At 72.0% G+C, this 25,997-nt stretch carries 26 protein-coding genes; 13 read left to right on the top strand and 13 right to left on the bottom strand.

Annotated elements, in window-relative coordinates:
• Positions 1-1,602 (top strand): Na+/H+ antiporter, encoded by a 1,602-nt coding sequence (locus tag CPH93_RS10970; protein WP_096212661.1) that lies wholly within the window; start codon positions 1-3, stop codon positions 1,600-1,602.
• A 63-nt stretch (positions 1,603-1,665) separates the two neighbouring features.
• Here CPH93_RS10970 and CPH93_RS10965 read toward each other — a convergent pair whose 3' ends face one another.
• The 3 genes from CPH93_RS10965 to CPH93_RS10955 form a co-directional block, all read right to left on the bottom strand.
• Positions 1,666-2,598, bottom strand: coding sequence for a 1-aminocyclopropane-1-carboxylate deaminase/D-cysteine desulfhydrase (locus tag CPH93_RS10965; protein WP_093485114.1), 933 nt, complete (start codon positions 2,596-2,598; stop codon positions 1,666-1,668).
• 46 nt (positions 2,599-2,644) lie between these two features.
• Positions 2,645-3,235 carry an N-acetylmuramoyl-L-alanine amidase gene (locus CPH93_RS10960; RefSeq protein ID WP_096212659.1) on the bottom strand — a complete coding sequence of 197 codons (591 nt, stop codon included), beginning with the start codon at positions 3,233-3,235 and terminating at the stop codon, positions 2,645-2,647.
• Positions 3,236-3,401: 166 nt separating this feature from the next.
• Positions 3,402-3,635, bottom strand: coding sequence for a hypothetical protein (locus tag CPH93_RS10955; RefSeq protein WP_006603185.1), 234 nt, complete (start codon positions 3,633-3,635; stop codon positions 3,402-3,404).
• A gap of 309 nt (positions 3,636-3,944) precedes the next feature.
• Here CPH93_RS10955 and CPH93_RS10950 point away from each other — a divergent pair, with 309 nt between their 5' ends.
• Positions 3,945-4,871: a glutaminase gene (locus CPH93_RS10950; protein ID WP_006603184.1), complete on the top strand. Its 927-nt coding sequence runs from the start codon at positions 3,945-3,947 to the stop codon at positions 4,869-4,871.
• 80 nt (positions 4,872-4,951) lie between these two features.
• A complete protein-coding gene (locus CPH93_RS10945) occupies positions 4,952-5,185 on the top strand; it encodes a hypothetical protein (protein WP_093485118.1) in 234 nt (77 codons plus the stop codon).
• 36 nt (positions 5,186-5,221) lie between these two features.
• Here CPH93_RS10945 and CPH93_RS10940 read toward each other — a convergent pair whose 3' ends face one another.
• Positions 5,222-6,160, bottom strand: coding sequence for a beta-ketoacyl-ACP synthase III (locus tag CPH93_RS10940; protein ID WP_093485119.1), 939 nt, complete (start codon positions 6,158-6,160; stop codon positions 5,222-5,224).
• 289 nt (positions 6,161-6,449) lie between these two features.
• On the bottom strand, positions 6,450-8,756 hold the full coding sequence (locus CPH93_RS10935; RefSeq protein WP_096212658.1) for a heavy metal translocating P-type ATPase: 2,307 nt from the start codon (positions 8,754-8,756) through the stop codon (positions 6,450-6,452).
• 396 nt (positions 8,757-9,152) lie between these two features.
• On the opposite strand from CPH93_RS10935, the gene CPH93_RS10930 reads away from it, so the two are divergent.
• The 4 genes from CPH93_RS10930 to crcB all read left to right on the top strand — a co-directional run bounded on the left by CPH93_RS10930 (position 9,153) and on the right by crcB (position 11,715).
• Positions 9,153-10,238: a magnesium and cobalt transport protein CorA gene (locus CPH93_RS10930; RefSeq protein ID WP_093485121.1), complete on the top strand. Its 1,086-nt coding sequence runs from the start codon at positions 9,153-9,155 to the stop codon at positions 10,236-10,238.
• Positions 10,239-10,523: 285 nt separating this feature from the next.
• The gene (locus tag CPH93_RS10925; protein ID WP_096212656.1) at positions 10,524-10,961 is read left to right on the top strand and encodes a fluoride efflux transporter FluC; all 438 of its coding nucleotides are present in this window, start codon (positions 10,524-10,526) and stop codon (positions 10,959-10,961) included.
• Positions 10,958-11,344 carry a DUF190 domain-containing protein gene (locus CPH93_RS10920; RefSeq protein WP_093485123.1) on the top strand — a complete coding sequence of 129 codons (387 nt, stop codon included), beginning with the start codon at positions 10,958-10,960 and terminating at the stop codon, positions 11,342-11,344. The genes CPH93_RS10925 and CPH93_RS10920 overlap by 4 nt, the downstream gene beginning before the upstream one ends.
• Positions 11,341-11,715 (top strand): fluoride efflux transporter CrcB, encoded by a 375-nt coding sequence (crcB, locus tag CPH93_RS10915; protein WP_006603176.1) that lies wholly within the window; start codon positions 11,341-11,343, stop codon positions 11,713-11,715. The genes CPH93_RS10920 and crcB overlap by 4 nt, the downstream gene beginning before the upstream one ends.
• Positions 11,716-11,933: 218 nt before the next feature.
• Here crcB and snpA read toward each other — a convergent pair whose 3' ends face one another.
• Positions 11,934-12,602 carry a snapalysin gene (gene snpA / locus CPH93_RS10910; protein WP_096212655.1) on the bottom strand — a complete coding sequence of 223 codons (669 nt, stop codon included), beginning with the start codon at positions 12,600-12,602 and terminating at the stop codon, positions 11,934-11,936.
• A 218-nt stretch (positions 12,603-12,820) separates the two neighbouring features.
• Here snpA and CPH93_RS10905 point away from each other — a divergent pair, with 218 nt between their 5' ends.
• Complete coding sequence (locus CPH93_RS10905) at positions 12,821-13,780, top strand: LysR family transcriptional regulator (protein WP_040898360.1); 960 nt, start codon at positions 12,821-12,823, stop codon at positions 13,778-13,780.
• Between the two features lie 56 nt (positions 13,781-13,836).
• Here the strand turns inward: CPH93_RS10905 and CPH93_RS10900 are convergent, their stop codons facing one another.
• Positions 13,837-14,526, bottom strand: a complete 690-nt coding sequence (locus tag CPH93_RS10900; protein WP_093489160.1) for a hypothetical protein — start codon at positions 14,524-14,526, stop codon at positions 13,837-13,839.
• Between the two features lie 136 nt (positions 14,527-14,662).
• Entirely contained in the window at positions 14,663-15,970 is a 1,308-nt protein-coding gene (locus tag CPH93_RS10895) for an RNA polymerase sigma factor (RefSeq protein ID WP_197708748.1), read from the bottom strand.
• A gap of 265 nt (positions 15,971-16,235) precedes the next feature.
• On the opposite strand from CPH93_RS10895, the gene CPH93_RS10890 reads away from it, so the two are divergent.
• On the top strand, positions 16,236-17,576 hold the full coding sequence (locus CPH93_RS10890) for a cation:proton antiporter (RefSeq protein WP_231977266.1): 1,341 nt from the start codon (positions 16,236-16,238) through the stop codon (positions 17,574-17,576).
• A gap of 176 nt (positions 17,577-17,752) precedes the next feature.
• On the opposite strand, the gene sodN is transcribed toward CPH93_RS10890, so the two are convergent.
• Positions 17,753-18,148 (bottom strand): superoxide dismutase, Ni, encoded by a 396-nt coding sequence (gene sodN, locus CPH93_RS10885; protein WP_006603170.1) that lies wholly within the window; start codon positions 18,146-18,148, stop codon positions 17,753-17,755.
• A gap of 207 nt (positions 18,149-18,355) precedes the next feature.
• On the opposite strand from sodN, the gene sodX reads away from it, so the two are divergent.
• Positions 18,356-18,826 (top strand): nickel-type superoxide dismutase maturation protease, encoded by a 471-nt coding sequence (gene sodX, locus CPH93_RS10880; protein ID WP_093485127.1) that lies wholly within the window; start codon positions 18,356-18,358, stop codon positions 18,824-18,826.
• Here the strand turns inward: sodX and CPH93_RS10875 are convergent.
• Positions 18,730-19,362: a CGNR zinc finger domain-containing protein gene (locus CPH93_RS10875; protein ID WP_093485128.1), complete on the bottom strand. Its 633-nt coding sequence runs from the start codon at positions 19,360-19,362 to the stop codon at positions 18,730-18,732. The two genes, sodX and CPH93_RS10875, sit on opposite strands and share 97 nt — an antisense overlap.
• Positions 19,363-19,468: 106 nt before the next feature.
• Here CPH93_RS10875 and CPH93_RS10870 point away from each other — a divergent pair, with 106 nt between their 5' ends.
• On the top strand, positions 19,469-20,230 hold the full coding sequence (locus tag CPH93_RS10870; protein ID WP_093485129.1) for a class I SAM-dependent methyltransferase: 762 nt from the start codon (positions 19,469-19,471) through the stop codon (positions 20,228-20,230).
• A gap of 93 nt (positions 20,231-20,323) precedes the next feature.
• Here CPH93_RS10870 and CPH93_RS10865 read toward each other — a convergent pair whose 3' ends face one another.
• From CPH93_RS10865 to CPH93_RS10855, 3 genes are all read right to left on the bottom strand, one after another.
• A complete protein-coding gene (locus CPH93_RS10865) occupies positions 20,324-21,076 on the bottom strand; it encodes an amino acid ABC transporter ATP-binding protein (RefSeq protein ID WP_006603166.1) in 753 nt (250 codons plus the stop codon).
• A 47-nt stretch (positions 21,077-21,123) separates the two neighbouring features.
• Positions 21,124-22,068: an amino acid ABC transporter permease gene (locus CPH93_RS10860; RefSeq protein WP_093485130.1), complete on the bottom strand. Its 945-nt coding sequence runs from the start codon at positions 22,066-22,068 to the stop codon at positions 21,124-21,126.
• Positions 22,069-22,130: 62 nt separating this feature from the next.
• Positions 22,131-23,105, bottom strand: a complete 975-nt coding sequence (locus CPH93_RS10855; RefSeq protein ID WP_096212654.1) for an ABC transporter substrate-binding protein — start codon at positions 23,103-23,105, stop codon at positions 22,131-22,133.
• A gap of 546 nt (positions 23,106-23,651) precedes the next feature.
• Between CPH93_RS10855 and CPH93_RS10850 the strand changes: the two genes are divergently transcribed.
• Together CPH93_RS10850 and CPH93_RS10845 are read left to right on the top strand one after the other, a co-directional pair.
• Entirely contained in the window at positions 23,652-24,875 is a 1,224-nt protein-coding gene (locus tag CPH93_RS10850; RefSeq protein ID WP_093485132.1) for an NAD(P)-dependent malic enzyme, read from the top strand.
• A gap of 151 nt (positions 24,876-25,026) precedes the next feature.
• Positions 25,027-25,989, top strand: a complete 963-nt coding sequence (locus tag CPH93_RS10845; protein WP_096212653.1) for a zinc-binding dehydrogenase — start codon at positions 25,027-25,029, stop codon at positions 25,987-25,989.
• Positions 25,990-25,997: the final 8 nt, after the last annotated feature.

The raw sequence follows: 25,997 nt of genomic DNA, 5'->3' as shown, positions 1-25,997 counted from the left end.
ATGGCTGTCATGCCGCTGTTGTTGCTGGTCGCGGGGAGCGCGGCGGTCGCCGGGCTGGCGCGCCGTACGCCGGTCCCCGCCCCGCTGCTGCTGGTCGCCGCGGGGCTCGCGGCCTCCGCCGTCCCGGGTCTGCCGGACTACACCCTCGATCCGCACATCGTGCTGCCGCTGGTGCTGCCCCCCTTGCTGCACACCGCGGCGCTGGACAGCTCGTATCTGGATCTGCGGGCCAATCTGCGGCCGGTGGCGCTGCTGTCGGTCGGCTATGTCCTGTTCGCCACGCTCGTGGTCGGCTGTGCGGCCCATCTCGTCATCCCGGATCTTCCGCTGACCGCAGCGCTCGTCCTGGGCGCTGTGGTCGCGCCGCCGGACGCGGTCGCGGCCACCGCCATCGCCCGCAGGCTCGGGCTGCCGCACCGGATCACCACGATTCTGCAGGGCGAATCCCTGGTCAACGACGCCACCGCGATCACCGCGTACAAGGTCGCGCTGGCCGCGGCCCTCGGCGCGGCCGCCACCTGGGGAGAGGGGCTCCGGGCGTTCGCCGTCGCGTCACTGGGCGGCATCGGCATCGGCGTCGTCTTGATGGTTCCGCTGCACTGGCTGCGGGTCCGGCTGCGCGAATCGGCGCTGCTGGAGAACACCCTCTCGCTGCTCATCCCGTTCGTCGCCTACGCGGCGGCCGAGCAGGTCGGGGCCTCCGGGGTGCTGGCCGTCGTCGTGGTCGGCCTCTATCTGGGCCACCGCTCCTGGCAGGTCGACTTCGAGACCCGGCTCCAGGAGGAGGCGGTGTGGAAGATGGTCTCCTTCATCCTGGAGTCGGCCGTCTTCGCGCTGATCGGGCTGCAGCTGCCGGTGGTGCTGCGCGGCCTGGGACGGTTCAGCGGGCCGCAGGCCCTGGGGTACGCGGTGGTGCTGTTCCTGGTCGTCGTTCTGGCGCGGTTCGTGTGGGTCTTTCCGGCCACCTATCTGCCGCGTGCCCTGTCGGCCCGGATCCGCGCCCGCGAACCGGGCACGAACTGGACCGCGCCGGTCATCGTCGGCTGGGCCGGGATGCGCGGGGTGGTGTCGCTGGCCATCGCGTTCTCCATCCCGGCGGCCGGGCACGGCACCGGGGCCTTCCCGGCCCGCAACCTCGTGCTCTTCCTGACCTTCACCACCGTCATCGCCACCCTGGTCATCCAGGGGCTGACGCTGCCGCCGCTGATCCGCGCGCTGAAGCTGCCCGGCCGGGACGTCCAGGCCGAGACGCTGGCCGAGGCACAGGCGCAGAACGAGGCCTCGCGGGCCGCCGAGGAACGTCTGCAGGAGCTGCTCCAGGACGATCGCAACGCCCTGCCGGGACCGCTCACCGACCGGCTCCGCACGATCATGGAACGGCGCCGCAACTCGGTGTGGGAGCGGCTCGGCGCGGTCAACGAGGTGACCGGGGAGTCCGCCGACGAGACCTACCGGCGGCTGGCCCGGGAGATGATCGACACCGAACGACAGGTGTTCGTCCGGCTGCGGGACGCCCGGCGGATCGACGACGAGATGCTGCGGACGCTGCTGCGCAGGCTGGACCTGGAGGAGGCGACGGCTTACCGGGAGGTGGCGTCTTAGGGGAGGGGTGGGGCTCCGGGCCCGGAGGCTTCGCTGTCCCGCCGTCCCGCAGAGGCTCCCTGCTCACGGCCTGCCGGTGATCACGGCCGCCACCGCGCTACCGGGGGCGAAGGCGCCCTCCCCGGCCAGCGTCGTCAGCCCGTACAGCAGCTTGGCGACGTAGCTCCGCTCCAGCGGCAGCCCGTGCCGGTCCTCGAAGGCGTCCGCGAACGCGTCCAGTTCCGGGGTGCGGCGGGCATAGCCACCGCAGTGGAAGCGGTCGTCCAGCCGCCAGTCGCCGCGCGGCCCGCCGAACGCGGCGGTCTGCAGCTCCCCGACCGCCCGCCCCAGGAAGTGCGGGCGGCCGCCCTTGAGTACGGGGAAGCCCAGGGCGCGCTGCCGCGGGCCCAGCCCGGCGGCGAGCCCGGCCAGGGTGCCGCCGGTACCGCAGGCCACCGCGACCGTGTCCGCCACCCCGCGCAGCTCCCGGCCCAGCTCCGTACAGCCTTGGGCGGCAAGGGAGTTGCTGCCGCCCTCCGGTATGAGGCGGAAGGCGCCGAAGCGGTCGTGCAGGGCGGCGCGGACGTCCGGGTCGGCGGCGCGGCGGTAGCGGGCCCGGTCGAGGAAGTGCAGCCGCATCCCGTCGGCGGCGCAGCGGGCCAGCGACGGATTGAGCGGCCGCCCGGCCAGCTCGTCGCCACGGACCACGCCGATGGTGCGGAAGCCCAGCAGCCGGCCCGCCGCGGCCGTCGCCCGCAGATGGTTGGAGTACGCGCCGCCGAAGGTCAGCAGCGTGCGGTCGCCGGCCGCGGCGGCGGCCCGCAGATTCGGCTCCAGTTTGCGCCACTTGTTGCCCGGCAGATCCGGGTGGATCAGATCGTCCCGCTTGAGCAGCAGCCGTACCCCGCGGCGGGCGAACGGACCGTCCGTGAGCTCCAGGACGGGCGAGGGCAGACGCGGGCGCAGGCTGTGCGGGTCCGGCTGCGGGCCGGGGGCGGTGCGGGTCACCCGGCCCATTGTCCCGGGTGGCGCCGCGGCGGGCCCGGCGCGTACCGCCGCGCGCTCATTTCAGCCGGTCGCCGATCCGCTCGCGCAGCCAGTCCATCGTGTAGCCGCGCGGATCGACCTTGCCCGGCTGCCACTCCAGATGCCCGATCACCGAGCGTTCGGTCCAGCCGTGCGCCCGGCACAGTGCCGCCGCGGCCTTCTCCAGCGCCGCCAGCTGCGCCGGCGGCCAGGGGTCCTTGCCGTCGCCGAGGTTCTCGCACTCGAAGCCGTAGAAGTGGGGATTGCCGTCGGTGTCGGCCTCGTTGTCCGGTGGCAGTCGCTTCTCGGCGATCACCGCGCGCAGGACGTCGCCGTCGCCGAGGCCCGCGTGATTGGCGCGGCCGCAGCCGACCAGATGCACCGTGCCGTCCTTGGTGATCACGCCATGGCACAGCGGCCCCGGCAGATCCGGGCGGCCGTCGTAGCAGAGCTGGACGGTGCTGTCAGCACCGGAGGTGCCGGTGTGGTGCACCATCACGCCGTGCACCGGGCCCCAGGGCCCCTTGCTGTTGCGGTTGTGCGTCTCCCAGCCGGCGACCTCGGCGATTCGCAGCCCCTCGGCCGTGAGCGCGTGGCGGAACCGGCGGGCGGACAGTGGTACGGACATGGCCCACTCCGATGCGGACGCGGCGGCCGCCGACCGCGCACCGCCTCATGTCTCGCTTGTACGGGACCGGGCCGGGCCGCGGGAGGGGAACGGGGAAAAGCGGGCCGGGCGTTCGGGGGATGAGCGAGCGATTTCGGCCTCGCGCGCGGCGGGACCGGGCGCGGCGCTATCCGTGCAGGAAGGCGTCCCCGTGGGCGTTGACGTGCGCTTCGAGGGCGTTGAGCGCGTCCTGGGTCGCCTCGGGGGAGCCGCTGCCCCGCCGCTCGGCGAAGTACGCGGCGCCCAGCTTCTTCAGCAGGTCGTTGCCGGCCCGCTGTTGCTGTACCTCGTCGACCTTCTGCTTGCCGGCCTCCAGGCCCTGCCGGGCCTGCTCCTTGGCGCGGTCGAGAAACCCTGTCATGTGCCACCTCCGTGAGGTCCGTGTCGTAAGGGATCAACGGCGCGGACCGCCGTGGGGTTCCCGTGCCAGGCTGGGCGACGCGGGCCGAGCGCGCGAGACGGGTGGGCCACCCGGCGTAGCCGGCGGGTACGGGGAGTGGGTGTCCCGGCCGCCCGGCGCGATGAGGTGAACCCGCCCTGCACCGCCCCCGGTCCGGCGGTGCTGCTCGACGGCGGTACGGCTGCCGGGCCCAAGACCCCGGCCCTGGGGTGGAGTCACTGGTGGGGGCTCCCCTGGGGGCGCCGCGCACGCCGGGTTAGCGTGTGCGTCATGGACTACCAGGCCGTTCTCGAAGAGGTAGCGGCCTACGCCCGGCCGCTGGTGCGACAGGGGCGCGTCGCCGACTACATACCGGCGCTCGAACGGGTCTCCGCGGACCGTTTCGGGATCGCGGTGGCCGACATCCACGGTGCGGTGCACGGCGTCGGCGACTGGGAGGTCCCGTTCTCCGTCCAGTCCATCTCCAAGGCCTTCTCGCTGGCGCTGGTGATGGCGCAGAGCCCCGGCAGCCAGGGTGAGGACGGCATTTGGAAGCGGGTGGGCCGCGAGCCGTCGGGCACGCCGTTCAACTCGCTGGTCCAGCTGGAGGCGGAGAACGGCATCCCGCGCAACCCCTTCATCAACGCGGGCGCGCTGGTGGTCACCGACCGGCTGCAGACCCTGACCGGTGACGCCAGCACCTCGATGCTGCACTTCCTGCGCGAGGAGAGCGGCAATCCGGACCTCGCCTTCGACCAGGCGGTGGCCGACTCCGAGGCCGAGCACGGTGACCGTAACGCCGCGCTGGCCCACTTCATGGCGTCCTTCGGCAACCTGGAGAACCCGGTCCCCAGCGTCATCGAGCACTACTTCTGGCAGTGCTCGATCGAGATGAGCTGCCGGGACCTGGCCGTGGCCGGCGGCTTCCTGGCCCGTCACGGGCTGCGCGCCGACGGCAGCCGGCTGCTGGAGGCCCGCGAGGCCAAGCGGATCAACGCGGTGATGCTCACCTGCGGGACGTACGACGCCGCCGGGGAGTTCGCCTACCGTGTCGGGCTGCCCGCGAAGAGCGGGGTCGGCGGCGGCATCATCGCCGTGATCCCCGGCCGTTGCACGCTGTGCGTGTGGAGCCCCGGCCTCGACGCCCGGGGCAACTCCGTCGCGGGCGCCGCGGCCCTGGACCACTTCACGACGCTGACCGGCTGGTCGGTGTTCTGAGCGGGCCCGGGGGAGCGGCCGCGGCTGCCGTTGTGGCCCCCGGTCCGCTGGCGCATCGTGGGCGTAGGAGGTGCAGCGCCATGGAGCACGAGATGCGCGCCGAGTACGAGGAAGGCGTGCTGCCGCACGCGGACACGCCGGTGAAGATCTGGCACATGGTGCGGCTGGACGGCACCACCGCGATGTGCGGACGGGAGCTGGCCCCGGCGGCCGCCACCCAATCGGCCGAGGTCTGGGGCACGCGCCAGGGGGAGCCGTTCTGCCACACCTGCGGCGCGCTGTACCTGCGCGAGCACCCGGGGGACATCGCCTAGGGGCTGTCGTTTGGATCAGGCCCGGCCCGGTGCGCCTCAGGGGCAGCGGATGACCTGGCCCGCGTACGAGAGGTTGCCGCCGAAGGCGAACAGCAGCACCGGGTCGCCGGCCGCGATCTCGCGCCGTTCGACCAGCTTGGACAGTGCGAGCGGGACGGAGGCCGCGGAGGTGTTCCCGGAGTCGACGACGTCCTTGGCGACCACCGCGTTGACCGCGCCGAGCCGCTCCGCGACCGGCTCGATGATCCGCAGGTTGGCCTGGTGCAGCACCACTCCGGCGAGGTCGGCGGGCGTGATCCCGGAGCGTTCGCACACCTGGCGGGCGATGGCCGGCAGCTGGGTGGTCGCCCAGCGGTAGACGGTCTGGCCCTCCTGGGAGAACCGGGCCGGCTCGCCCTCGATGCGGACCGCACCGCCCATCTGCGGCACCGAGCCCCACAGCACCGGCCCGATCTCCGGCTCCGGCGAGGCGCTGACGACGGCGGCCCCCGCCCCGTCACCGACCAGCACACAGGTCGTACGGTCGGTCCAGTCGACGACGTCGGTGAACTTCTCCGCGCCGATGACCAGCGCATGCGTCGCCGAACCGGCCCGGATGGCGTGGTCGGCGGTGGCCAGCGCATGGGTGAAGCCGGAGCAGACGACGTTGAGGTCCATGGTGGCCGGGGCGCTGAGCCCGAGCCGGGCGGCGACCCGGGCCGCGGCGTTGGGGCTGCGGTCGGCGGCCGTGCAGGTGGCGACCAGCACCAGGTCGATGTCCTGCGGGGCCAGTCCGCTGGCGGCCAGGGCCTTGGCCGCGGCGGCGGCCGCCATCGCGTCCACGGTCTCGTCCGGGGCGGCGACATGGCGGGTGCGGATACCGACCCGGCTGCGGATCCAGGCGTCGTCGGTGTCGACGATCTTGGCCAGGTCGTCGTTGGTGAGTACGCCGGAGGGCTGGTAATGGCCGAGGGCCAGGATGCGTGACCCGGTCATGAAATCCCCTGTACGTCGTGGGCGGTATGTCACCAGTCTCACCCGTCACTCCCGGCCGGTGGCTGCGTGAACTGCCAATCTTCCGTCGTCAGAACTGGAGACAGTTGTCAGAACCGGGGCTGTGGCCCGCCGCGCCGGACCCGTGGGCGCCCCGTACGGTGCGGGGCGCCCAGGGGCGGCGACGCGGGATCGCGCAGGGGCAGCAGCCCGGCCGATCCAACGGCAGGGCGGGGGCCCGTGGGGGGTATTGCTCCGCTCGCGGGCGCGTCCTGCGGCCGGCGCCCCCCGGCTATCGGGCGAGCGCCCGGAAGCGGCGCAGGCGCAGGCTGTTGCCGACGACGAAGACCGACGAGCAGGCCATCGCGGCCCCGGCGATCATCGGGTTGAGCAGTCCGGCCGCGGCCAGTGGCAGCGCCGCCACGTTGTAGCCGAACGCCCAGAACAGATTGGTCCGGATGGTGCCGAGGGTGGCACGGGCCAGCCGGATGGCGTCCGCCGCGGCTCGCAGGTCGCCCCGGACGAGGGTGAGGTCACCGGCCTCGATGGCGGCGTCGGTGCCGGTGCCCATGGCCAGTCCCAGGTCGGCGGTGGCCAGCGCGGCCGCGTCATTGACGCCGTCGCCGACCATGGCGACCGAGCGGCCCTCGGCCTGCAGCCGCTCCACCACCGCCACCTTGTCCTCGGGCAGCACCTCGGCGATCACCTCGTCGATCCCGACCTCGGCCGCGACGGACGCCGCGACGGCCTGGTTGTCGCCGGTCAGCAGCACCGGGGTCAGCCCCAGCGCGCGCAGCCGGCGCACCGCCTCGGCGCTGGTGGGCTTCACCGCGTCGGACACCACCAGCACCGCGCGCGCCGCGCCGTCCCAGCCGACGGCCACCGCGGTACGGCCCCGGGCCTCGGCCGCGGCCCGGGCCTCCGCCAGCTCAGGCGGCAGGGGCTGCTCCCGTTGCTCCAGCAGCTGTGCGCGGCCCACCACGACGGCGTGGCCCTCGACCACTCCGGTCACGCCCAGGCCCGGGACGTTCGTGAACTCCGCGGGGGTGGGCAGGGTGCCGGTGCGGGACGCGGCCTGCGCGGCGACGGCGCGGGCGACGGGGTGCTCGGAGGCGTGCTCCAGCGCACCGGCCAGCCGCAGCACCTCCGCCTCCGACGCGCCCTCGGCGAGATGGATCCCGGTCAGCGTCATCACGCCGGTGGTGACCGTGCCGGTCTTGTCCAGGACGACGGTGTCCACCCGCCGCGTCGACTCCAGCACCTCGGGCCCCTTGAGCAGGATGCCGAGCTGGGCGCCGCGGCCCGTACCGGCCATCAGCGCGGTGGGGGTGGCCAGCCCCAGGGCGCACGGGCAGGCGATGATCAGGACCGCGACGGCCGCGGTGAAGGCGGCCGCGGCGCCCGCGCCGGCGGTGAGCCAGTAGCCGAGGGTGCCCAGGGCGAGCACGATCACGACCGGGACGAAGACCGCGGAGATCCGGTCGGCCAGCCGCTGCGCCGCGGCCTTCCCGTTCTGCGCCTCCTCGACCAGCCGTCCCATCCGGGCGAGCTGGGTGTCGGCGCCGACCCGGGTGGCCTCGACGACCAGCCGGCCGCCCGCGTTGACGGTGGCGCCGGTGACGGTGTCGCCGGGGGAGACCTCGACGGGTACGGACTCGCCGGTGAGCATCGAGGCGTCCACGGCGGAGGCGCCCTCCAGCACCGTGCCGTCGGTGGCGATCTTCTCCCCGGGCCGGACGGTGAAGCGGTCGCCGACGCGCAGTGCCGCGGTCGGGACGCGGACCTCCCGGCCGTCCCGCACCACCGTGACGTCCTTGGCGCCCAGCTCCAGCAGCGCCCGCAGCGCCGCCCCCGCCTTCCGCTTCGAGCGGGCCTCGGCGTAGCGGCCGGCCAGGATGAAGGTGGTGACCCCGGCCGCGGCCTCCAGGTAGAGGGCGCTGCCGCCGTCGGTGCGGGCGAGGGTGAGCTCGAAGGGGTGGGTCATCCCCGGCATGCCGGCGCTGCCGAAGAACAGCGCGTACAGCGACCAGCCCATGGCGGCGAGGGTGCCCATCGAGATGAGGGTGTCCATCGTGGCGGCGCCGTGCCGCAGATTCGTCCAGGCCGCCCGGTGGAAGGGCCAGGCGCCGTACGCCACCACCGGCGCGGCCAGGGTCAGCGACAGCCACTGCCAGTAGGTGAACTGCAGCGGCGGCACCATCGCCATCAGCACCACCGGGAGGGAGAGCGCGAGCGAGATCAGCAGCCGTTGGCGGAGCGGGGCGAGCGGGTCGGCGGCATGGCCGTCTGCGGCCCGGTCGTCGGCGCCGTTCGCACCGTCCTCGGCGCCGTCGGGGAGCTGTGCAGCGGCCGGGGCGGTGGCCGGCGGCCGGGGGAGCGCGGCGGTGTAGCCGGTCTTCTCCACGGTGGCGATCAGGTCCGCGGTCTCGACGCCGCTGCCCTGCGCGAGGGTCACCTTTGCCCGCTCGGTGGCGTAGTTGACGGTGGCGGTGACGCCTTCCATCCGGTTGAGCTTCTTTTCGATGCGGGCGGCGCACGATGCGCAGGTCATCCCGCCGATCTGCAACTCGACGCCGTGCTCTCCGATCGCGGTGGTCATTGAGTGCTCCTCGGTGTGCTGCGGGTGCCTGTTCCCAGGAGAACCTTATACCCCCTCGGGGTATTCCCGACCGTGTGATGGCTCACCCCCGGTGGTCTCGTGGCCGGTGAGGGCCGGGGTACATACCGTCGGCTACCCGGATCGGCGGCCGGGTCGTCGCGGGCGGTTCCCGGCGCGGCCCGGCCGTGGGCCGTCTCCGTCGGTCCGGCGTGGACGCTCGCGCCTGTGAAAGCCCGGCGGGATCCGCGGAGTTGGCCGCCGGCCGGGCCACCCGGGCCGGCGCGCGGCCCGGATCCCGATGCGCCACCGCGCGTTTCCCTACCGCCACGCCGCGTGAAAAGCCGCCCTCCGCCGTACCGCTCCCGGGCCGCTGCGGGCCATACTGGCCCGGTGTCGATGATCAGCAACCTCCGTAAGGCCGTCCGGCTGCCGCAGCCGCGTACCAGGGGAGTCGACCTCAGTCACCCGGCGCGCTCGCCGCTCGGCACCGCCGTGGTGAACTGCGCGGTGTACGTGGACGGCGTACGGCAGGACGGCGACCACCCGGCCGATGTGGCGATCCGGCGGGTCCGCGACTCGGGCAAGGGATTTGTCTGGATCGGGCTGCATGAGCCGTCCGAGACGGAATTCGCCGGAATTGTCGAGCTGTTCGGGCTGCACCCGCTCGCCGTCGAGGACGCGGTCTACGCCCACCAGCGGCCCAAGCTGGAGCACTACGACGGCTCGCTGTTCACCGTCTTCAAGACCGTCCGCTATGTCGAGCACGACCGGCTCACCGACACCAGCGAAGTCGTGGAGACCGGCGAGATCATGGTCTTCACCGGCACCGACTTCGTGATCACCGTACGGCACGGCGGGCACGGCTCGCTCGGTCCGCTGCGGGAGCAACTGGAGTCCGTGCCGGAGCAGTTGGCGCTCGGCCCGTCCGCCGTGCTGCATGCCGTCGCCGACCTCGTCGTGGACGACTACCTCGATGTCACGGCCGACGTCCAGGACGACATCGACGACGTCGAGAGCGAGGTCTTCTCGGTCCGCGGCAGCGGCGGCGCCGGCCGGATCTACCAGCTCAAGCGCGAACTGCTGGAGCTCCGGCGCGCGGTGGCCCCCCTGGACGGGCCGATGCAGGCGCTGGCGACGCGCCCCATGCGGGAGGTCGACTCCCGGATCACGACGTACTTCCGGGACGTCGCCGACCACCTCGACCGGGTCACCGAGCAGATCACCGCCTTCGACGAACTGCTCAACTCCATACTTCAGGCCCATCTCGCCCAGGTCACCGTCGCCCAGAACGAGGACATGCGCCGGATCAGCGCCTGGGTCGCCATCCTGGCCGTACCGACGATGGTCTGTGGCGTGTACGGCATGAATTTCGACCATATGCCGGAAAAGCACTGGACGTTCGGCTATCCGCTGGTGATGGTGCTGATCGTGGCCGCCTGTTGGGTGATCCACCGCGGCTTCAAGCGGAACGGCTGGCTGTAGCCGCCGCCGTGGGTGAGCGCGGGTAAGAACCGACGAGAGCGCGGCCGAGGGGACGACGCCCCTGGCCGGCGTCCACGACATGTACTCGGTCTCGATCACCGCCGGGGAGCCCGGCGGGGAGATCGGGGTCCGGGAAGCTACCGAACTGCCGGCCCGGAACCTCGGCCGGCCGCACCCCGCACGGGACGGTCCTGGCGGTCTGACCCGCCCGGCCGGGGGCGTCCCTGTGTGGCCGGTGCACAGGGGCAGAGGTAGCCTGAGGTCGCCGATGATCTCGGGAGAACCATGGACGAGCGACGCCGCGGGGCGGCGCCCTGGCAGGGCCAGTGGCCGGTGATCGGCGTGGTGGCTGGGGGCGGCGCGATCGGCGCCACGGCCCGGTACGGCGCCGCGCTCCTCTGGCCCACCGCCGGCGGCACCTTCCCCTGGACGACCCTGACCGTCAATGCCGTCGGCTGTGCACTGATGGGCGTCCTGATGGTGGTGATCACCGAGGTCCGCTCGGCCCACCGGCTGGTGCGTCCCTTCCTCGGCACCGGCATCCTCGGCGGCTTCACCACCTTCTCCACCTACGCCGTCGACATCCAGCGGCTGGTCGAGGCCCGCCGGCCGGCCGTGGCCATGGCGTATCTCGCGGGCACCCTGCTCCTCGCGCTGGCGGCCGTCTGGGCCGCGGTGGCGGGCACGCGCGCACTTCTCGAACTGAGGCGGCGGACGGCATGACACACGGCACGGCACTTCCCGGCGGCGCCCCCGCGCTACGGCTCACGGTCTTCGTCGGCGAACAGGAGGCCTGGCACCACAAGCCGCTGTACGCGGAGCTGGTGCACCGCGCCCGCCGGGCCGGACTGGCCGGCGCCAGTGTCTTCCGCGGCATCGAGGGCTTCGGCGCCACCTCCCTCATCCACACCCAGCGGCTGCTGTCGATGAGCGAGGACCTGCCGGTCGCGGTCGTCGTCGTGGACGCCGAGGAGCGGATCCGGGCCTTCCTGCCGGAGCTGGACGAACTCCTCGCGGGCGGCGGCCTGGTGACGCTCGACCCCTGCGAGGCGCTCACCTACCCCCGCCCGGACCGCCCGGCAGCGGACGAGGGCGGGCGCGGGTGAACTGGCTGCTCGTGGTGGTCGGTGCGATGGTCGGCGCGCCGCTGCGGTTCCTGACCGACCGCGCCGTGCAGTCCCGGCACGACACGGTCTTCCCCTGGGGGACGTTCACCGTCAATGTCGTCGGCTCGCTGATCCTCGGGGTGCTGACCGGCGCGGCCGCCGCCGGCGCCGCCTCCTCGCACCTCCAACTGCTGCTGGGCACCGGCCTGTGCGGGGCGCTGACCACGTACTCGACGTTCTCCTACGAGACCCTGCGACTGGCGGCGGACGGGGCGCGGGGCTATGCCGCGGCCAATGTCGTGGCGAGCGTGCTGGCCGGGCTCGCGGCCGCGTTCGCCGGTGCGGCCGCCGCGCAGGCGCTGTGGGGCTGACCGGCGCGGTCGCGGACAGACGAAAACGGTGGGGCTCGAAGTGAGCCCCACCGCACGGGCGGCGCAGAGATGCGAGGGCTGGTGGGGATACGAGCGCCGTCCGCCAGGTACCGGTACTCGTCAGCCCCAGGCCGTACGCGGAGCCGGCTGCCGTCAGCCGGGCCGGGACCGCTGGGCCACCGCCGAACTTCGTTGTTTCCGGAGCGCCTCCGAGGGGGTCAGGAGGCCTTGCCGAGGCGGATGCCCGCCAGGCCGTTGGCCCAGAGCTGGTCCACCTTGGCGCGTTCGTTCGCGTCCGGCTGGGCGTTCTGGCACGAGGTGCCGGGACCGCCGCCGGACATCAGCTCGCTGCACGGACCCTCGTAGTGGTCCGGCAGGCCCAGCACATGGCCGGTCTCGTGCGCGGCCACGCGGGTGGAGTTGTACTCCTGGTTCTGCTTGTGGTCCAGGAAGACATAGCCCTTGCCGTGGCCGTCGGTGCTGGCGTACGACCCGCGCGGGTCGTCGCCTTCCTTGTACTGGAAGTCGCCGCCGCTGCCTTCCTGCAGCTTCACGTTGTGCACCGCGCTGTTCCAGATCGAGGTGCTCTCGGCTATCTGGCTCTTGTACGTCGGCGCCGCACCGGCGTCGTAGGTGACGGTGACCGTCGCCGCGCCCGGGTGGGCCTTCATCTTGGCCCGTGCGGACTTGATCACTGCTTCGAAGAAGGCCTTGGTGTCGGCCTTCTCGGCCGCCGAACCCTGGTAGGCGGCGATCGAAGCGGGGGTGCTGTGGTGGGAGTTGGCGGGGGAGGAGGGGGTGGTTGCCGAAACCGGCGCCGCGGCTGCGAACGCGGCGGCGAGGCCCAGACCGAGCGCTGCCGACAGCGCTGTCTTGGGAGATCTCATGTGGGGGGCTCCTTAAGCTCCGAGGGCCGTACGGTCGCCGTGTGGGGCGGCGACCGGGGCCCTGCGGATTTCTTGGTGCCGTTGAGTCTGGACTCAGTTCACCCGCATGACGGAGATGCCAGGTGGCGATAGCGCAGGCCAATACCCCGGAAAAAAAGGGAGTTGAGGCAGGTTTGAGAGTCTGGTGTGACGTATGCCGACCTCGTTATGCTCCGGACGTGGAGCTAGAGGTCAGGCATCTTCGCGCATTGTGCGCCATCGCCGACACCGGCAGCGTACGCAAGGCGGCGCGGCAGCTCGGCATGACCCAGCCCTCCCTGACCACCCAGCTCCACCGCATCGAGAAGGCCCTCGGTGGCCAGCTGTTCTTCCGGGAACCGACCGGCAGCCGGCCCACCCCGCTGGGGCATGCGGTGCTGTGCCGGGCCCGGCCGATCGTGGCCGAAATGCGGGCACTTATCGACGAAATCGCCTCGGCCTCCCATCACGAACGGGGCGCACGGCTGCACATCGGCAGCACCAACAGCCCCGCCGTCGCGGGCTGGCTGCGGCGGCTGCGGGTGCGGCTGCCGGAGACGGACACCACGATAAGAGCCGATGTGTCCGCCAATGCCCTGCTCCACATGGTGGCGACGGGACAGCTCGACGCCGCCTTCGTCCACGAGGTCGAGGGCGCGCCGCTGCGGGTCCCCGACGGTCTGGTCGAGCATGAACTCGTCGCCAGGGAACCGCAGTTCATCGCCCTGGCGGACAGCCACCCGGCGGCCGCCCGGGCCGTCGTGCGGGTGGCGGACCTCGCCGACGACCAGTGGATGGTCGACCCGACCGTGGACGGCGAATGGGCGGGCCTGCGCCGTATTTGGGCCGCGGCCGGCATCACCCCGCGGGTCGTGCACGGCGACTACCTCACCGCGGTCGACCTCGTCACGGCCGGCGAGGTGGTCACCCCCTGCCAGCCGACCGCCCGTTCCCGGCACGGCATGGCGATCCGCCCCCTGTACGGCGACCCGCTGGCCGTCCGCCTCTTCATGGCCTGCCGCCAGGACGCCGCCCCGGCCGCCTCCGCGGACGACCTGTTCGCCGATCTGACCGCCTCGTACATGGAGATCGCCTGGGCGAGTGAGGCGTACCGGGCGTGGCTGGTGCGCCATGACGGGCTGTTGTCGGTGGGGATGTAGCGCGTAGGGCCTGTCTGGTGGATCAGGGTCGGAAGGGCCGGGCGCTGCCCAACGGCTCATTTCCGGCTTGACTCCACGTATTCCGTGGTCCGCTCGTCCATGGCCTGTTCCCGCTTGTCCCACGAGTAGACCCGGCGGATGTCGTAGCCGTTGTCGGCCGGCTCCTGCACGATCACGTCACGGCCCGACAATTTCACCCACCGGGGCCGCTCGGCCTGGTCGAGGATCACGGTGACCCGGCCGTCCTTGACAGTGAAAGCCCACAGGAACAGGAAGTACGGCCCCGAGGCGATGCCGAGCAGCAGCTCGTCCTTGCCGTCGCCGTTCAGGTCCCGGTACTGCGGAGACTGGACCGGGCACGATTTCTCCCCGATGGCCTTGCAGTTCTTGATCTTCTGGTCCGTGCCCTCTTCGTCGAGGGGGCTGGTCATCGTGGTGAGCCGGGCCTTGGCGATGGCGAGCGCCGAGACCTGGTGGATGTCGCCGGACGGCACCCGCGGCACCCCGCGCACCGGTGACGGCACGCCGTCGGTGAGCTTCGCATTGGGCTCGGCGAGCGGCGGCGGGGGCGTTTTGGGGGCCCACATCTGCTGGGGGGCCGAAGCGGCCGGCGTGTGGCCGGCGCTCTTGGCCTCACCGGCCCCGGTGCAGCCGGACACCAGGAAGAGGGCCGACGCCACGGTGAGGGCGAGCACCGGCAGCGCGGCCCGGGTGCGCCCCTCGGGGGCCGGCGGAGTGCGAGACATCGACAGGTCATTTCCAGTCACGGTGGCGGGCGGGTCCACCTCGCACATGATGCTGTCTGTTCCGCTTTGCGGCAATCCGCCCGTGCGGCGCGGGCGCCGTCGGGGAAGAGGCAGCTCCCGTACGGCGCGGCGGATCTCAGCTCCCGGGCGGGCGGCCACGGCCCGTGCCGCCCTCCTCCTGCTCCGCCGCCCGCTCCTCCAGGAGGGCCCGTTCCCGGGCGTTGCGGGTCAGCGCGGCGGCCCGCAGAAACTCCTGCCGGGCCTCCGCCGCGCGCCCCAGCCGGGCGAGCAGATCGCCGCGCACGCTCGGCAGGAGGTGGTAGCCCGCGAGCGCCGGTTCCGCCGCCAGCCCGTCCGCCACCGCCAGGCCCTGGGCGGCACCGAACGCCATGCCCACCGCCACCGCCCGGTTCAGCTCCACGACCGGGGACGGCGCGACCTGCCCCAGCGCCTCGTACAGCACCGCGATCCGCGGCCAGTCCGTCTCCCGGGCGGTGCGCGCCCGGGCGTGGCAGGCGGCGATCGCGGCCTGCAGGGCGTACGGGCCGAGGGTGCCGCCCAGCTCCTCGGCGCGGGCGAGCGCGGCCAGCCCGCGCCGGATCAGCAGCCGGTCCCAGCGCGACCGGTTCTGCTCCAGCAGCAGCACCGGCTCGCCCGTCGGCCCGATACGGGCGGCCGACCGCGAGGCCTGGATCTCCATCAGCGCCACCAGCCCGTGCGCCTCCGGCTCCTTCGGCAGCAGCCCGGCCACCATCCGTCCCAGCCGCAGCGCGTCCTCGCACAGCGCCGGCCGCATCCAGTCGTCCCCGGCCGTCGCCGCGTACCCCTCGTTGAAGACCAGATAGACGACCTCCAGCACCGACGAGAGCCGCTCGCCCCACTCCGCCCTGGCCGGCACCTCGAACGGCACCCTCGCGTCGGCGAGCCGCTTCTTCGCCCGGACGATCCGCTGCTGCACGGTCGCCTCGGACGTCAGGAACGCGCGGGCGATCTCGTCCGTCCGCAGCCCGCCGACCAGCCGCAGGGTCAGCGCCACCCGCCCCGGGGTGGACAGCACCGGATGGCAGGAGAGGAACACCAGCCGCAGCAGATCGTCCTCGATCCCTCCGCTGTCCTCGACCCGTGCGAAGTCCGCCTCCGGCCGGCCGGGACCGCTCTCCGCGTCCCGCCCGAGCAGCTCGACCTTGCGGGCCAGCCGCTCCTGTCTGCGCAGCAGATCGATCGCACGGTTCCTGGCGGTCGCCATCAGCCAGGCGCCCGGATTGTCCGGGACGCCGGTCTCCGGCCACCGCTCCAGCGCGGCCACCATGGCGTCCTGGGCCAGCTCCTCGGCGAGCCCCACGTCGCGCACGATCCGGGTGAGCCCGGCGATCAGCCGCGCCGACTCGATCCGGAACACCGCCTCGACCGCGCGCCGCGCGTCGCCTGTTGCCGTCACCGCCACATCAGAGCACCCGGGCCCCGCCGCGGCAATCCGGCACCGCACAACGGGGCGCGGTCCGGCTCGGGACCGGGCCCACCAAGTCGGCGAGCCGGGGGCCGTGGCGGCTGCGCCGTGGTGGCCGTCGCGGCCGGGGTCCTTCGCGGCCGGAGCGCGGTACGCGCCGCCCGGCACCGGCCGGCCGCCGGCTGACCGGCGCCCGGCCCTTCCGCCAGCAGCGTGAAAGGCGGCGCCCCGGCCTGCCGCGCGCCGCCCGGAGCCGGGTGCGATGCCCGAGAGTGGGGGCCCGAAGGCCGACGAGGCCGAGCCCTGGAGAGCCCCCGTGGACGGCACCCTTTCCCTGGTCCTGCTCCTGCTGTTCCTGTGGTGCCTGTGCTCACGGCGGATGGAGCGCTTCGAACTCACTGCTCCGGCCGCGTTCGTGCTGCTGGGTCTGCTGCTGGGCGAGGGCACCGGGACCCTCCACCTCGCGCTGCCGCACGAAACGGTCAAGGCGCTGGCCGAGATCACCCTCGTGTGGGTGCTCTTCACCGACGCCGCACGGCTCTCCTTCCGCGCCCTGCGCCCCGAACTCGGCCTCTACGTAAGGCTGCTGGGCATCGGACTCCCGCTGTGCGTGGGCCTGGGCACGCTGCTGGCGTCCGCCCTCCTGCCCGGCGTCTCGGGCTGGGCCGCCCTGTACGTCGGGGCCGCGCTCGCGCCGACGGACGCCGCGCTCGGCGCCACGATGATGGTCAACCCGGAGGTACCGGTGAAGATCCGCCGGGTCATCAACGTGGAGAGCGGCCTCAACGACGGCATCGTCACCCCGCTCGTGGTGCTCGCCCTGGCCGGGATGGCATCGGCCGGGGGGACCGCCGGACCGGACGCCACCGGTCATGCCGTGGTGGAGCTCGCCGTCGGTGCGGCGTACGGCGCGGTGGTCGGCCTGGCCGCCGGCCGGCTGCTGAGAACCACACTCCGCAACGGCTGGGCCGCCGAGGACTTCGCCGGCGCGGGCGTCCTGGCGCTGTCCCTGCTCGGCTACACCTCCGCCCTCGCCCTCGGCGGCAACGGCTTCGTCGCCGCCTTCGTCGCCGGGCTGGCGTTCGGCACGATGCACGGTGCGCCGCAGCGGGTGCTGGGGTACGTCGAGCAGTCCGCGGCCCTGCTGTCCGTGCTGGTGTGGCTGGTCTTCGGCACCCTCCTGCTGCCGGAGATGGCCGCCGACTTCACCTGGCAGGCCGTGCTCTACGCCGTCCTGAGCCTGACGGTGATCCGCATGGTGCCGGTGGCGCTGTGCCTGGCCGGCAGCGGCCTGGACGCCCGAACGGTGCTGTTCGTCGGCTGGTTCGGGCCCCGCGGCCTGGCCTCGGTCATCTTCGGCCTGCTCGCGGCCGAGGAGCTCGACCCGGCCGGAGCCCACCCGGTACTCCCGGTGCTCGCCTGCACGGTCCTGCTCAGCGTCCTCGCCCACGGCCTCACCTCCGCCCCGCTGGCCCGGCGCTACGGGCGGGCGGTCAACGACACCGGCCCCGCCGCCGCCCCGGCGGACGAACTGCCCGTGCGGGGCATGGCGGGCGGCGCTCTGCACCGGGTCCGGCGACGGGGCGGCCCCAGCCGGCCGTGAACGCCACCGGCGGGACGTGGCACCCCTGCCGGAAAAACGGGACGTGGCACCCCTGCCGGAAAAAGAAGACCGCACCCGCTCCGTCAGGGACGCCGAGTTCGGCGGCCCGCGGACCGGGTGCGGACAGGTGACCGTGGCGACCCGCGCCAGTGCAGGTCAGATCGCCCGGGCCGAGGTCAGGCCTTCTTGGTCTCCCAGAAGATCCGGTCGATCTCGGCGATGAGCTCCAGCGCCTTCTCGCCCGTCTTCGGGTCGTTGGAACCCTTGGCGGTGCTGAGGGCCTTCAGGGTGTCGTTCACCAGCTGGTGCAGCTGCGGGTACTTCTCGAAGTGCGGGGGCTTGAAGTAGTCGCTCCACAGCACCGAGACGTGGTGCTTGGCCAGCTCGGCGCGCTGTTCCTTGATCAGGACGGCGCGGGTGCGGAAGTCCGCATCCTCGTTGGCCTGGTACTTCTCCTGGACGGCCTTGACCGACTCGGCCTCGATGCGGGCCTGGGCCGGGTCGTAGACGCCGCAGGGCAGGTCGCAGTGGGCGCTGACCTTCACCTTGGGGGCGAACAGGCGCGAAAGCATGTTCAGTCCTTCCTCGTGATCGTCTTCTCGGGTGCGAGATTACTCGGTGGGGGAAGGCTTTTCTCGGGCGGCCCGGGGGTCTTAGGGCAAAAGTCCGGTGTCAGGCTGGGACTGTTGGAGGATGGGCCGGTGAGCGAAGCGAGATGGGGGTGCCCCCGGACGGAGTCTGGGGGAGGGTCGGACCGGGGCTGGACCGGGAGGTACGGGATGCCGGAGCAGGTGCACGAGCGCGGGCCCGGGCAGGGCGAGGGCGCGGAAGCGGGGCAGGGGCGGGGCGGGCCGCTGCGGGCGTTCGGGCTGGCCGAGGTGTACAACCCGTCGATGGTGCCGACGCTGCAGCCCGGTGACCAGCTGGTGGTGCAGTACGGGGCGGCGGTGCGGCCCGGCGCCGTGGTGGTGCTGCGGCATCCGTTCCGGCAGGATCTGCTGATCGTCAAGCGGGCCGTTCAGCGGCGGGACGGCGGCTGGTGGGTCCAGGGGGACAATCCGTTCGTCGAGAACGACAGCCGGGAATTCGGGGTGGTTCCGGACGAACTGGTCATCGCCCGCGCCTGGGTGCGGGTGCGCCCGCCGCGCGGGGTTCAGCGGTCGGTCGCCGGGGTGCTGTCCTGGGTGGTCTCGGCGGTGCGGCCGGTACGCGCCGAGCGCTCGCTCTCCAGCCGCTTGCGGGCCCGGTAGGCGGCGACGTTGGCGCGGGTGGCGCAGCGGTCGGAGCAGTAGCGCCGGGAGCGGTTGGTGGAGGTGTCCAGGTAGACGTTCCGGCAGGGGCGCGCCTGGCAGATGCCGAGGCGGTCCACGCCCAGGTCGGTGAGGTGGAAGGCCAGGCCCATACAGGCGGTGGCGGTGTAGCCGGCGGTGGCGTTGGCCGCGTGGTCGGCGATGTGCATGTGCCAGTCGGGGCGCCCTCCCCCATCGTCGCGGTGCTCATGCCCGGAGATCTGCGGACTGACCGGGAACTCCATCATCAGGGCGTTGAGGAGGTCCACGGCCAGCACCTCGTCGCCGGCGTCGGCGGCCTCGAAGACCGCGCGCAGCCGGGCGCGGACCGTCCGCAGGCGCGTGACGTCGCTGTCGGTCGCGCGCCGGGCGGCCTGCTGGGCGGGGCCGAAGAGGTCCCGTACCGCCTCGACCGAGGTGAGGCTGTCGGTGCCGCGCTCGGGCTGCTCGGTGTTGACCAGTCGCACCGCATAGTCCGAGTAATAGGCCAGTTCCACTTGTAGTCCTTACGGGCGGGAGCTAAGGTACGGAGTGCTGGATGAGGTAATGGGCGATATAGCTACAAGGGTATTACACCCGGACGTACACCCTGAAGGGGAAGCGATGACCGAGACCGTCGTCGGCGCCGACTGGCAGGCGTGGCAGAACAGTTGGGACCGCCAGCAGGAGTGGTACCTCCCCGACCGCGAGGAGCGGTTCCGGGTGATGCTGGACATGGTCGAGGCGCTGGTGGGTCCCGCTCCCCGGGTCCTGGACCTCGCATGCGGCACGGGCAGTATCTCCGACCGGCTGCTGAAGCGGTTCCCCGGGGCCGAGAGTGTGGGCGTCGATCTGGATCCCGCGCTGCTGGCCATCGCGGAAGGGTACTTCGCCGGCGAGCGCCGGGTCCGCTTCGTGCGGGCAGATCTCAAGGACCCCGCGTGGACGGCGAAGCTGCCGCACGCCTCGTACGACGCGGTGCTCACCGCCACCGCCCTGCACTGGCTGCACAGCGGCGAACTGCGCGGGCTGTACGGGCAGCTCGGCGGCCTGGTGCGGGACGGCGGGGTCTTCCTGAACGCCGACCGGATGCCCGACGAGGCCACCCCGCGGATCAACGCCGCCGACCGCGCCCTCCGGCATGCGCGGCGGGACGAGGCGAAGGCGGCCGGCGCGCTCGACTGGGCCGAGTGGTGGCAACTGGCCGCCGCCGACCCGCGGCTGGCCGCGCCGACCGCCGAGCGCTTCGAGATCTTCGGCGAGCACGCGGACGGGGAGACGCCGTCGGCGGCATGGCATGCCCAGGTGCTGCGCGAGTCCGGCTTCGAGGAGGCCCGGACGGTGTGGTCCTCGCCGACGGACGCGATGGTGCTGGGCCTGAAGTAGGCCCGGCGGCGCGGGTGCCATCGGGCGGCGCGTCCGCACCGCGGTGGCGCCCCGTGCGGACGCCACCGCACAGGGCACCCCCTCGCCGGGCCGCTACAGCACCTTCGACAGGAACGACTTCGTCCGCTCGTGCTGGGGGTTGCCCAGCACCTCGCGCGGATGGCCGGATTCGACGACCACGCCGTCGTCCATGAAGACCAGCGAGTCACCGACCTCGCGGGCGAAGCCCATCTCATGGGTCACGACGATCATCGTCATGCCGTCCGCGGCCAGGTCCTTCATGACGTCCAGGACGTCACCGACCAGCTCCGGGTCGAGCGCCGAGGTCGGCTCGTCGAAGAGCATCAGCTTCGGCTCCATCGCCAGCGCCCGGGCGATGGCGACGCGCTGCTGCTGGCCGCCGGAGAGCTGCGAGGGGTAGTTCGCGGCCTTGTCGGCGAGGCCGACGCGGTCCAGCAGCTTGGTCGCGCGCTCCCGGGCGGCGGCCCTGGACTCGCCCTTGACCTGGATCGGCGCCTCCATGATGTTCTCCACCGCGGTCATGTGCGGGAAGAGGTTGAAGCGCTGGAAGACCATGCCGATGTCGCGGCGCCGGGCGGCGACCTCCTTGTCGCGCAGCTCGTAGAGCTTGCCGTTGTGCTCGCGGTAGCCCACCAGTTCGCCGTCGACGGACAGCCGGCCGGCGTTGACCTTCTCCAGGTGGTTGATGCAGCGCAGGAACGTCGACTTGCCGGAACCGGAGGGGCCGATCAGGCAGAAGACCTCCCGAGGAGCCACCTCCAGGTCGATGCCCTTGAGGATGTGCGCCGTGCCGAAGGACTTGTGGACGCCCTCGGCCTTGACCATCGGGCCGCCGCTGGTGCCCGCGGCCTTGCTCGTCGTCATCTTGCTGGTCATGCCGCACCTCCGGCGGAGCGGTTGAGGCCGCCGGCCAGCTTCGCCTTGACGCGCTGGAGCGGGGTGGGCGGAAGCTGGCGGCTGGAGCCGCGGGCGTAGTAGCGCTCCAGGTAGTACTGGCCGATGCTCAGCACCGTGGTGGCGATCAGGTACCAGGCGGCGGCGAGGATCAGCATCTCCACCACGACGCCCGAGTCCCGGCCGACGTTCTGGGCGGCCTGCAGCAGGTCGTAGTACTGGACGGCGATGACCAGCGAGGAGGTCTTCAGCATGTTGATGACCTCGTTGCCGGTCGGCGGCACGATCACCCGCATCGCCTGCGGCACGATGATCCGGCGCAGTGTCTTGGCGTGGCTCATGCCCAGCGCGTGCGCCGCCTCGGTCTGGCCCTCGTCGACCGCGTTCAGACCGGCCCGGCAGATCTCCGCCATGTACGCGGCCTCGTTGAGCCCGAGGCCCAGCAGCGCACACAGGAACGGGGTCATGAAGTCCGACCACTCGTCCTTGTAGATCGGCATGATGTCGATGTACTGGAAGACCAGGCCCAGGTTGAACCAGAGGAACAGCTGGACATAGACCGGTGTTCCGCGGAAGAACCAGACGTAGAACCAGGCGACCGTCGAGGTCACCGGGTTCTTGGACTGGCGCATCACGGCCAGGATCACCCCGAGGACGATGCCGATGATCATCGACAGCACGGTGATCAGCAGGGTGTTGCGCAGGCCCTTGAGGATGTCCGCATTGAACATGTACTGGGGGATGGCGTCCCAGTTGACGTTCCCGGAGGCGAAGGCCCGGCCGAGCAGGGCGACCAGTCCGAGGACGACGACCGCCGCCACCCAGCGCCCGTAATGGCGGACCGGGATGGCCTTGATGGGCTCGGGCTGGGGCGGCGGAGCGTCCGCCGGCGGCTGGGCCGACTTGTCGACGTCAACTGACACGGGTGTTGCCTTTCAGCATTCGGCGGGAGGTGCGCGGAGCGGACGGGCGAGCTGACGGCGGCTCAGGAGCCACCGTTGATCTGCACGTCCTTGACCGCGGCATCCTTGACGTCCCACTTGTCCAGAACCTTGGCGTACGAGCCGTTCTTGATCGCGAGTTCCATCGCGGCCTTGAGCGCGTCACGCAGCTGCTGCTTGCCCTTGGGGACCGCGATGCCGTACGGGGCCGCCTTGAGCGGCGCCCCGCCGACCATCTGGAAATCCTTGCCGTGGCCGGAGACCTTCACCGCGTACGCCGCGACCGGGTAGTCGCTGGAGACGGCGTCCACACCGCCGGTACGCAGTCGGGTCTGGGCCTCGGAGTCGTTGTCGAACGCCTCGATGGAGATGGCCTGCTCGCCGTTCTTCTCACAGGCCTTCGACTTGTCCTTGGCCAGGTCGTCCGAGACCGTGCCGCGCTGCACCGCGATCTTCTTGCCGCACAGCGTCTCCCAGCCGTCGATGCCCTGGGTCTTGCCCTTGCGCGTGTAGAGCGAGACGCCGACGTTGAGGTAGTCGATGAAGTCGACGCCCTGGCCGATCTTCTTGCCGGTGTTGCTGTCGATGCCCTCCTGGCGCTCCTTGGTGTCCGTCATCGCCGACATCGCGATGTCGTAGCGCTTGGACTTCAGGCCGCCCATGAGGGTGTCGAAGGTGGCGTTGTTGAAGTTGAGCTTGATGCCCAGCTCCTTGCTCATCGCCTCCGCGAGGTCCGGGTCGATGCCCATGACCGCGCCGTTGGAGCGGAACTCCACCGGCTTGTACGTGATGTCCGAGCCGACCTGGAGCAGCGCCTTCTCCTGCACGTCCTTCGGCAGCTTCTTGAACAGCGGCGCATGCACATTGCGGTTCTTCTTCGCCTCACGCTTGGCGATGGCCGCATCCGTCTGGTCTCCGCAGGCGCTGAGCAGCAGCAGCGAGGCCGCGACCGCGGCCGCCGTGGCCACGGCTGTACGAGACCTGCCGAGGCCCGGGCGACGGGTGGTGCGTGCGGTCATGCTGATCCTCCTGCGGATGGAGAAGCCGACGTGACAAAGGCCGGGGTACACACCCTGGAGCGCCGTGACCTCGGTTGGTGACGGGAATCCTGCCACCCGGACTCCGGTATTCGGACCATCACACAGGTCAAAATCGGATAACGGACGGCTCGGCGGGTTGACGGCCGTGCGGCGCAAGGGGGGTGGGCCGCCGGCGGGATGTGAAGGATGTCCCGCTCGCTCCGGCCGTCTCGGGGTGCGGACCGCGAAGGTCGGCACTCTTGAGTTGTTTGTGCGCTTCACGCTTTTTGCACACTTCAAGGTTATTGTCTGGTATCTGAAGCCGAGAGTAATGAATCCAACTCGTCGGGGCCCGCGCCCGTCGGGTAGAAAGGTTCGTTACACCCCTCATCCGGGGCTCAGGGCGCGTGTGCGGCGCGCCCGGCGTCCGATCCTCCCCCCGCGCGGCGGCCATCTGCCGTGCAGGGTCCGGACGCGGTGCCCGCCCACCCCTCAACCAGGGAGTGGCCACCCTCAGCAGATTCACGATTAAAAGGGGTAAGACAAGTGGCAGCGGAGATCGTCAATCCTCGCAGCGACAGCACTACAGGCGCGGGCGCGGGCAGTGCGCCCGACGACGCCTTCGATCCGGCCTTCGCGCTCCATCGCGGCGGCAAAATGGCCATCCAGGCGACCGTGCCCGTCCGCAACAAGGACGACCTGTCCCTCGCGTACACACCGGGCGTCGCCAAGGTGTGCAGCGCCATCGCCGAGCAGCCCGAACTCGTCGACGACTACACCTGGAAGTCCAACGTCGTCGCCGTCGTCACGGACGGCACCGCGGTGCTGGGCCTGGGCGACATCGGCCCGGAGGCGTCCCTCCCGGTGATGGAGGGCAAGGCCATCCTCTTCAAGCAGTTCGGCGGCGTCGACGCGGTGCCGATCGCGCTCGGCACCACGGACACCGACGAGATCATCGAGACCGTCGTCCGGATGGCGCCGTCCTTCGGCGGCATCAACCTGGAGGACATCTCGGCGCCGCGCTGCTTCGAGATCGAGCGCCGGCTCCAGGAGCGGCTGGACATCCCGGTCTTCCACGACGACCAGCACGGCACCGCCGTGGTCACGCTGGCCGCGCTGCGCAACGCCGCCAAGCTCACCGACCGGGCGCTCGGCCAGCTGCGTGCGGTCATCTCGGGCGCCGGTGCGGCCGGTGTCGCGATCGCCAAGATCCTCATCGAGGCGGGCATCGGCGATGTCGCGGTGTGCGACCGCAAGGGCATCGTCTCCGCGGACCGTACCGACCTCACGGACGTCAAGCGCGAGGTCGCCGGCTTCACCAACAAGCGCGGGCTGACCGGCTCGCTGGAGGATGCGCTGGACGGCGCCGATGTCTTCATCGGGGTCTCGGGCGGCACGGTGGCGGAGGAGGCGGTGGCGAAGATGGCGAAGGAGTCGATGATCTTCGCGATGGCCAACCCCACCCCGGAGATCCACCCGGACATCGCGCACCGGTACGCGGCCGTGGTCGCCACCGGACGCAGCGACTACCCGAACCAGATCAACAATGTGCTGGCCTTCCCGGGCATCTTCGCCGGCGCCATGCAGGTGCGGGCCTCGCGCATCACGGAGGGCATGAAGCTCGCCGCCGCCGAGGCGCTGGCCGCCGTCGTCGCCGATGAGCTCAGCGCCGACCGGGTCATCCCCTCGCCGTTCGACGAGCGGGTCGCCCCGGCCGTCACCGCCGCGGTCGCGGCCGCCGCCCGCGCCGAGGGCGTGGCGCGCCGCTGACGCCCCGGCAGACTCCGCCCACGGGCCGGGCCCGCACCTGTGAGGGTGCGGGCCCGGCCCGTCGTCGTGGCCGTGTGCGCTTGTGGCGGCGCGGTGCGTGTCACACCCGTACGCGGTACCGCAGCGCCCCTCCGCGGCCTACGTTGGGATCATGTTTGCTGCCTATGCCGCCCGCATCGACCGTGACCAGCCGCTGAACGGCCTCGAATTGGGGGAGCGCCCGGCCCCCGACGTACGCCCCGGCTGGACGACCGTCAACGTCAAGGCCGCCTCCCTCAACCACCACGACCTGTGGTCGCTGCGCGGGGTGGGCATCACCGAGGACGCAATGCCGATGATCCTCGGCTGTGACGCCGCCGGTATCGACGCGGACGGCAACGAGGTCGTGCTGCACTCCGTCATCGGCCAGACCGGCCACGGCGTCGGCCCGAAGGAGAAGCCCTCCATCCTCACCGAGCGCTACCAGGGCACCTTCGCCGAGCGGGTCACCGTGCCCGTGTGGAACGTGCTCCCCAAGCCGAAGGAGCTGTCCTTCGAGGAGGCCGCCTGTCTGCCGACCGCCTGGCTGACCGCGTACCGGATGCTGTTCACCAACGCGGGCGTACGGCCCGGGGACAGCGTGCTGGTGCAGGGCGCAGGCGGCGGGGTGGCGACCGCCGCCATCGTGCTGGGCGCCGCCGCGGGGCTGCGGGTCTTCGCCACCAGCCGGGACGAGGCCAAGCGCAAGCGGGCGCTGGAGCTGGGCGCCGAGGCGGTGTTCGCGAGCGGGGAGCGGCTGCCGCAGCGGGTGGACGCGGTGATCGAGACGGTCGGCGCCGCCACCTGGTCGCACTCGGTCAAGTCGCTCAAGCCCGGCGGTTCTCTGGTGATTTCGGGCGCCACCAGTGGCTTCACCCCCAAGAGCGGCGAGCTCAACCGGATCTTCTTCCTGGAGCTGAAGATCGTCGGCTCCACGATGGGCAGCAAGGACGAGCTGGCGTCGCTGCTGAGCTTCTGCGCCGCCAAGGGCATCCGCCCGGTCATCGACTCCACGCTGCCGCTGGACCGGGCTCGCGAGGGGTTCACGAAGATGGCGGAGGGCGAACTGTTCGGCAAGGTCGTGTTGACGGTCTGACCTGCGGA

The organism is Streptomyces sp. 2323.1, from assembly GCF_900221035.1.
GTDB lineage: Bacteria > Actinomycetota > Actinomycetes > Streptomycetales > Streptomycetaceae > Streptomyces > Streptomyces sioyaensis.
The sequence above is the reverse complement of the archived record's forward strand: the minus strand, read 5'-3'. Positions and strand labels throughout refer to the sequence as shown.

What these genes read in the sequence shown, in the direction of transcription:
- CPH93_RS10955 (WP_006603185.1), bottom strand. Translation starts at nt 3,635, where the DNA reads ATGACAGGGTTTCTCGACCGCGCCAAGGAGCAGGCCCGGCAGGGCCTG.
- snpA (WP_096212655.1), bottom strand. Translation starts at nt 12,602, where the DNA reads ATGAGATCTCCCAAGACAGCGCTGTCGGCAGCGCTCGGTCTGGGCCTC.
- CPH93_RS10845 (WP_096212653.1), top strand. Translation starts at nt 25,027, where the DNA reads ATGTTTGCTGCCTATGCCGCCCGCATCGACCGTGACCAGCCGCTGAAC.
- CPH93_RS10960 (WP_096212659.1), bottom strand. Translation starts at nt 3,235, where the DNA reads ATGTCCGTACCACTGTCCGCCCGCCGGTTCCGCCACGCGCTCACGGCC.
- CPH93_RS10900 (WP_093489160.1), bottom strand. Translation starts at nt 14,526, where the DNA reads ATGTCTCGCACTCCGCCGGCCCCCGAGGGGCGCACCCGGGCCGCGCTG.
- CPH93_RS10940 (WP_093485119.1), bottom strand. Translation starts at nt 6,160, where the DNA reads ATGACCGGGTCACGCATCCTGGCCCTCGGCCATTACCAGCCCTCCGGC.
- CPH93_RS10945 (WP_093485118.1), top strand. Translation starts at nt 4,952, where the DNA reads ATGGAGCACGAGATGCGCGCCGAGTACGAGGAAGGCGTGCTGCCGCAC.
- CPH93_RS10970 (WP_096212661.1), top strand. Translation starts at nt 1, where the DNA reads ATGGCTGTCATGCCGCTGTTGTTGCTGGTCGCGGGGAGCGCGGCGGTC.
- CPH93_RS10920 (WP_093485123.1), top strand. Translation starts at nt 10,958, where the DNA reads ATGACACACGGCACGGCACTTCCCGGCGGCGCCCCCGCGCTACGGCTC.
- CPH93_RS10890 (WP_231977266.1), top strand. Translation starts at nt 16,236, where the DNA reads ATGCCCGAGAGTGGGGGCCCGAAGGCCGACGAGGCCGAGCCCTGGAGA.
- CPH93_RS10965 (WP_093485114.1), bottom strand. Translation starts at nt 2,598, where the DNA reads ATGGGCCGGGTGACCCGCACCGCCCCCGGCCCGCAGCCGGACCCGCAC.
- CPH93_RS10930 (WP_093485121.1), top strand. Translation starts at nt 9,153, where the DNA reads ATGATCAGCAACCTCCGTAAGGCCGTCCGGCTGCCGCAGCCGCGTACC.
- sodX (WP_093485127.1), top strand. Translation starts at nt 18,356, where the DNA reads ATGCCGGAGCAGGTGCACGAGCGCGGGCCCGGGCAGGGCGAGGGCGCG.
- CPH93_RS10935 (WP_096212658.1), bottom strand. Translation starts at nt 8,756, where the DNA reads ATGACCACCGCGATCGGAGAGCACGGCGTCGAGTTGCAGATCGGCGGG.
- CPH93_RS10925 (WP_096212656.1), top strand. Translation starts at nt 10,524, where the DNA reads ATGGACGAGCGACGCCGCGGGGCGGCGCCCTGGCAGGGCCAGTGGCCG.
- CPH93_RS10855 (WP_096212654.1), bottom strand. Translation starts at nt 23,105, where the DNA reads ATGACCGCACGCACCACCCGTCGCCCGGGCCTCGGCAGGTCTCGTACA.
- CPH93_RS10950 (WP_006603184.1), top strand. Translation starts at nt 3,945, where the DNA reads ATGGACTACCAGGCCGTTCTCGAAGAGGTAGCGGCCTACGCCCGGCCG.
- CPH93_RS10865 (WP_006603166.1), bottom strand. Translation starts at nt 21,076, where the DNA reads ATGGTCAAGGCCGAGGGCGTCCACAAGTCCTTCGGCACGGCGCACATC.
- CPH93_RS10870 (WP_093485129.1), top strand. Translation starts at nt 19,469, where the DNA reads ATGACCGAGACCGTCGTCGGCGCCGACTGGCAGGCGTGGCAGAACAGT.
- sodN (WP_006603170.1), bottom strand. Translation starts at nt 18,148, where the DNA reads ATGCTTTCGCGCCTGTTCGCCCCCAAGGTGAAGGTCAGCGCCCACTGC.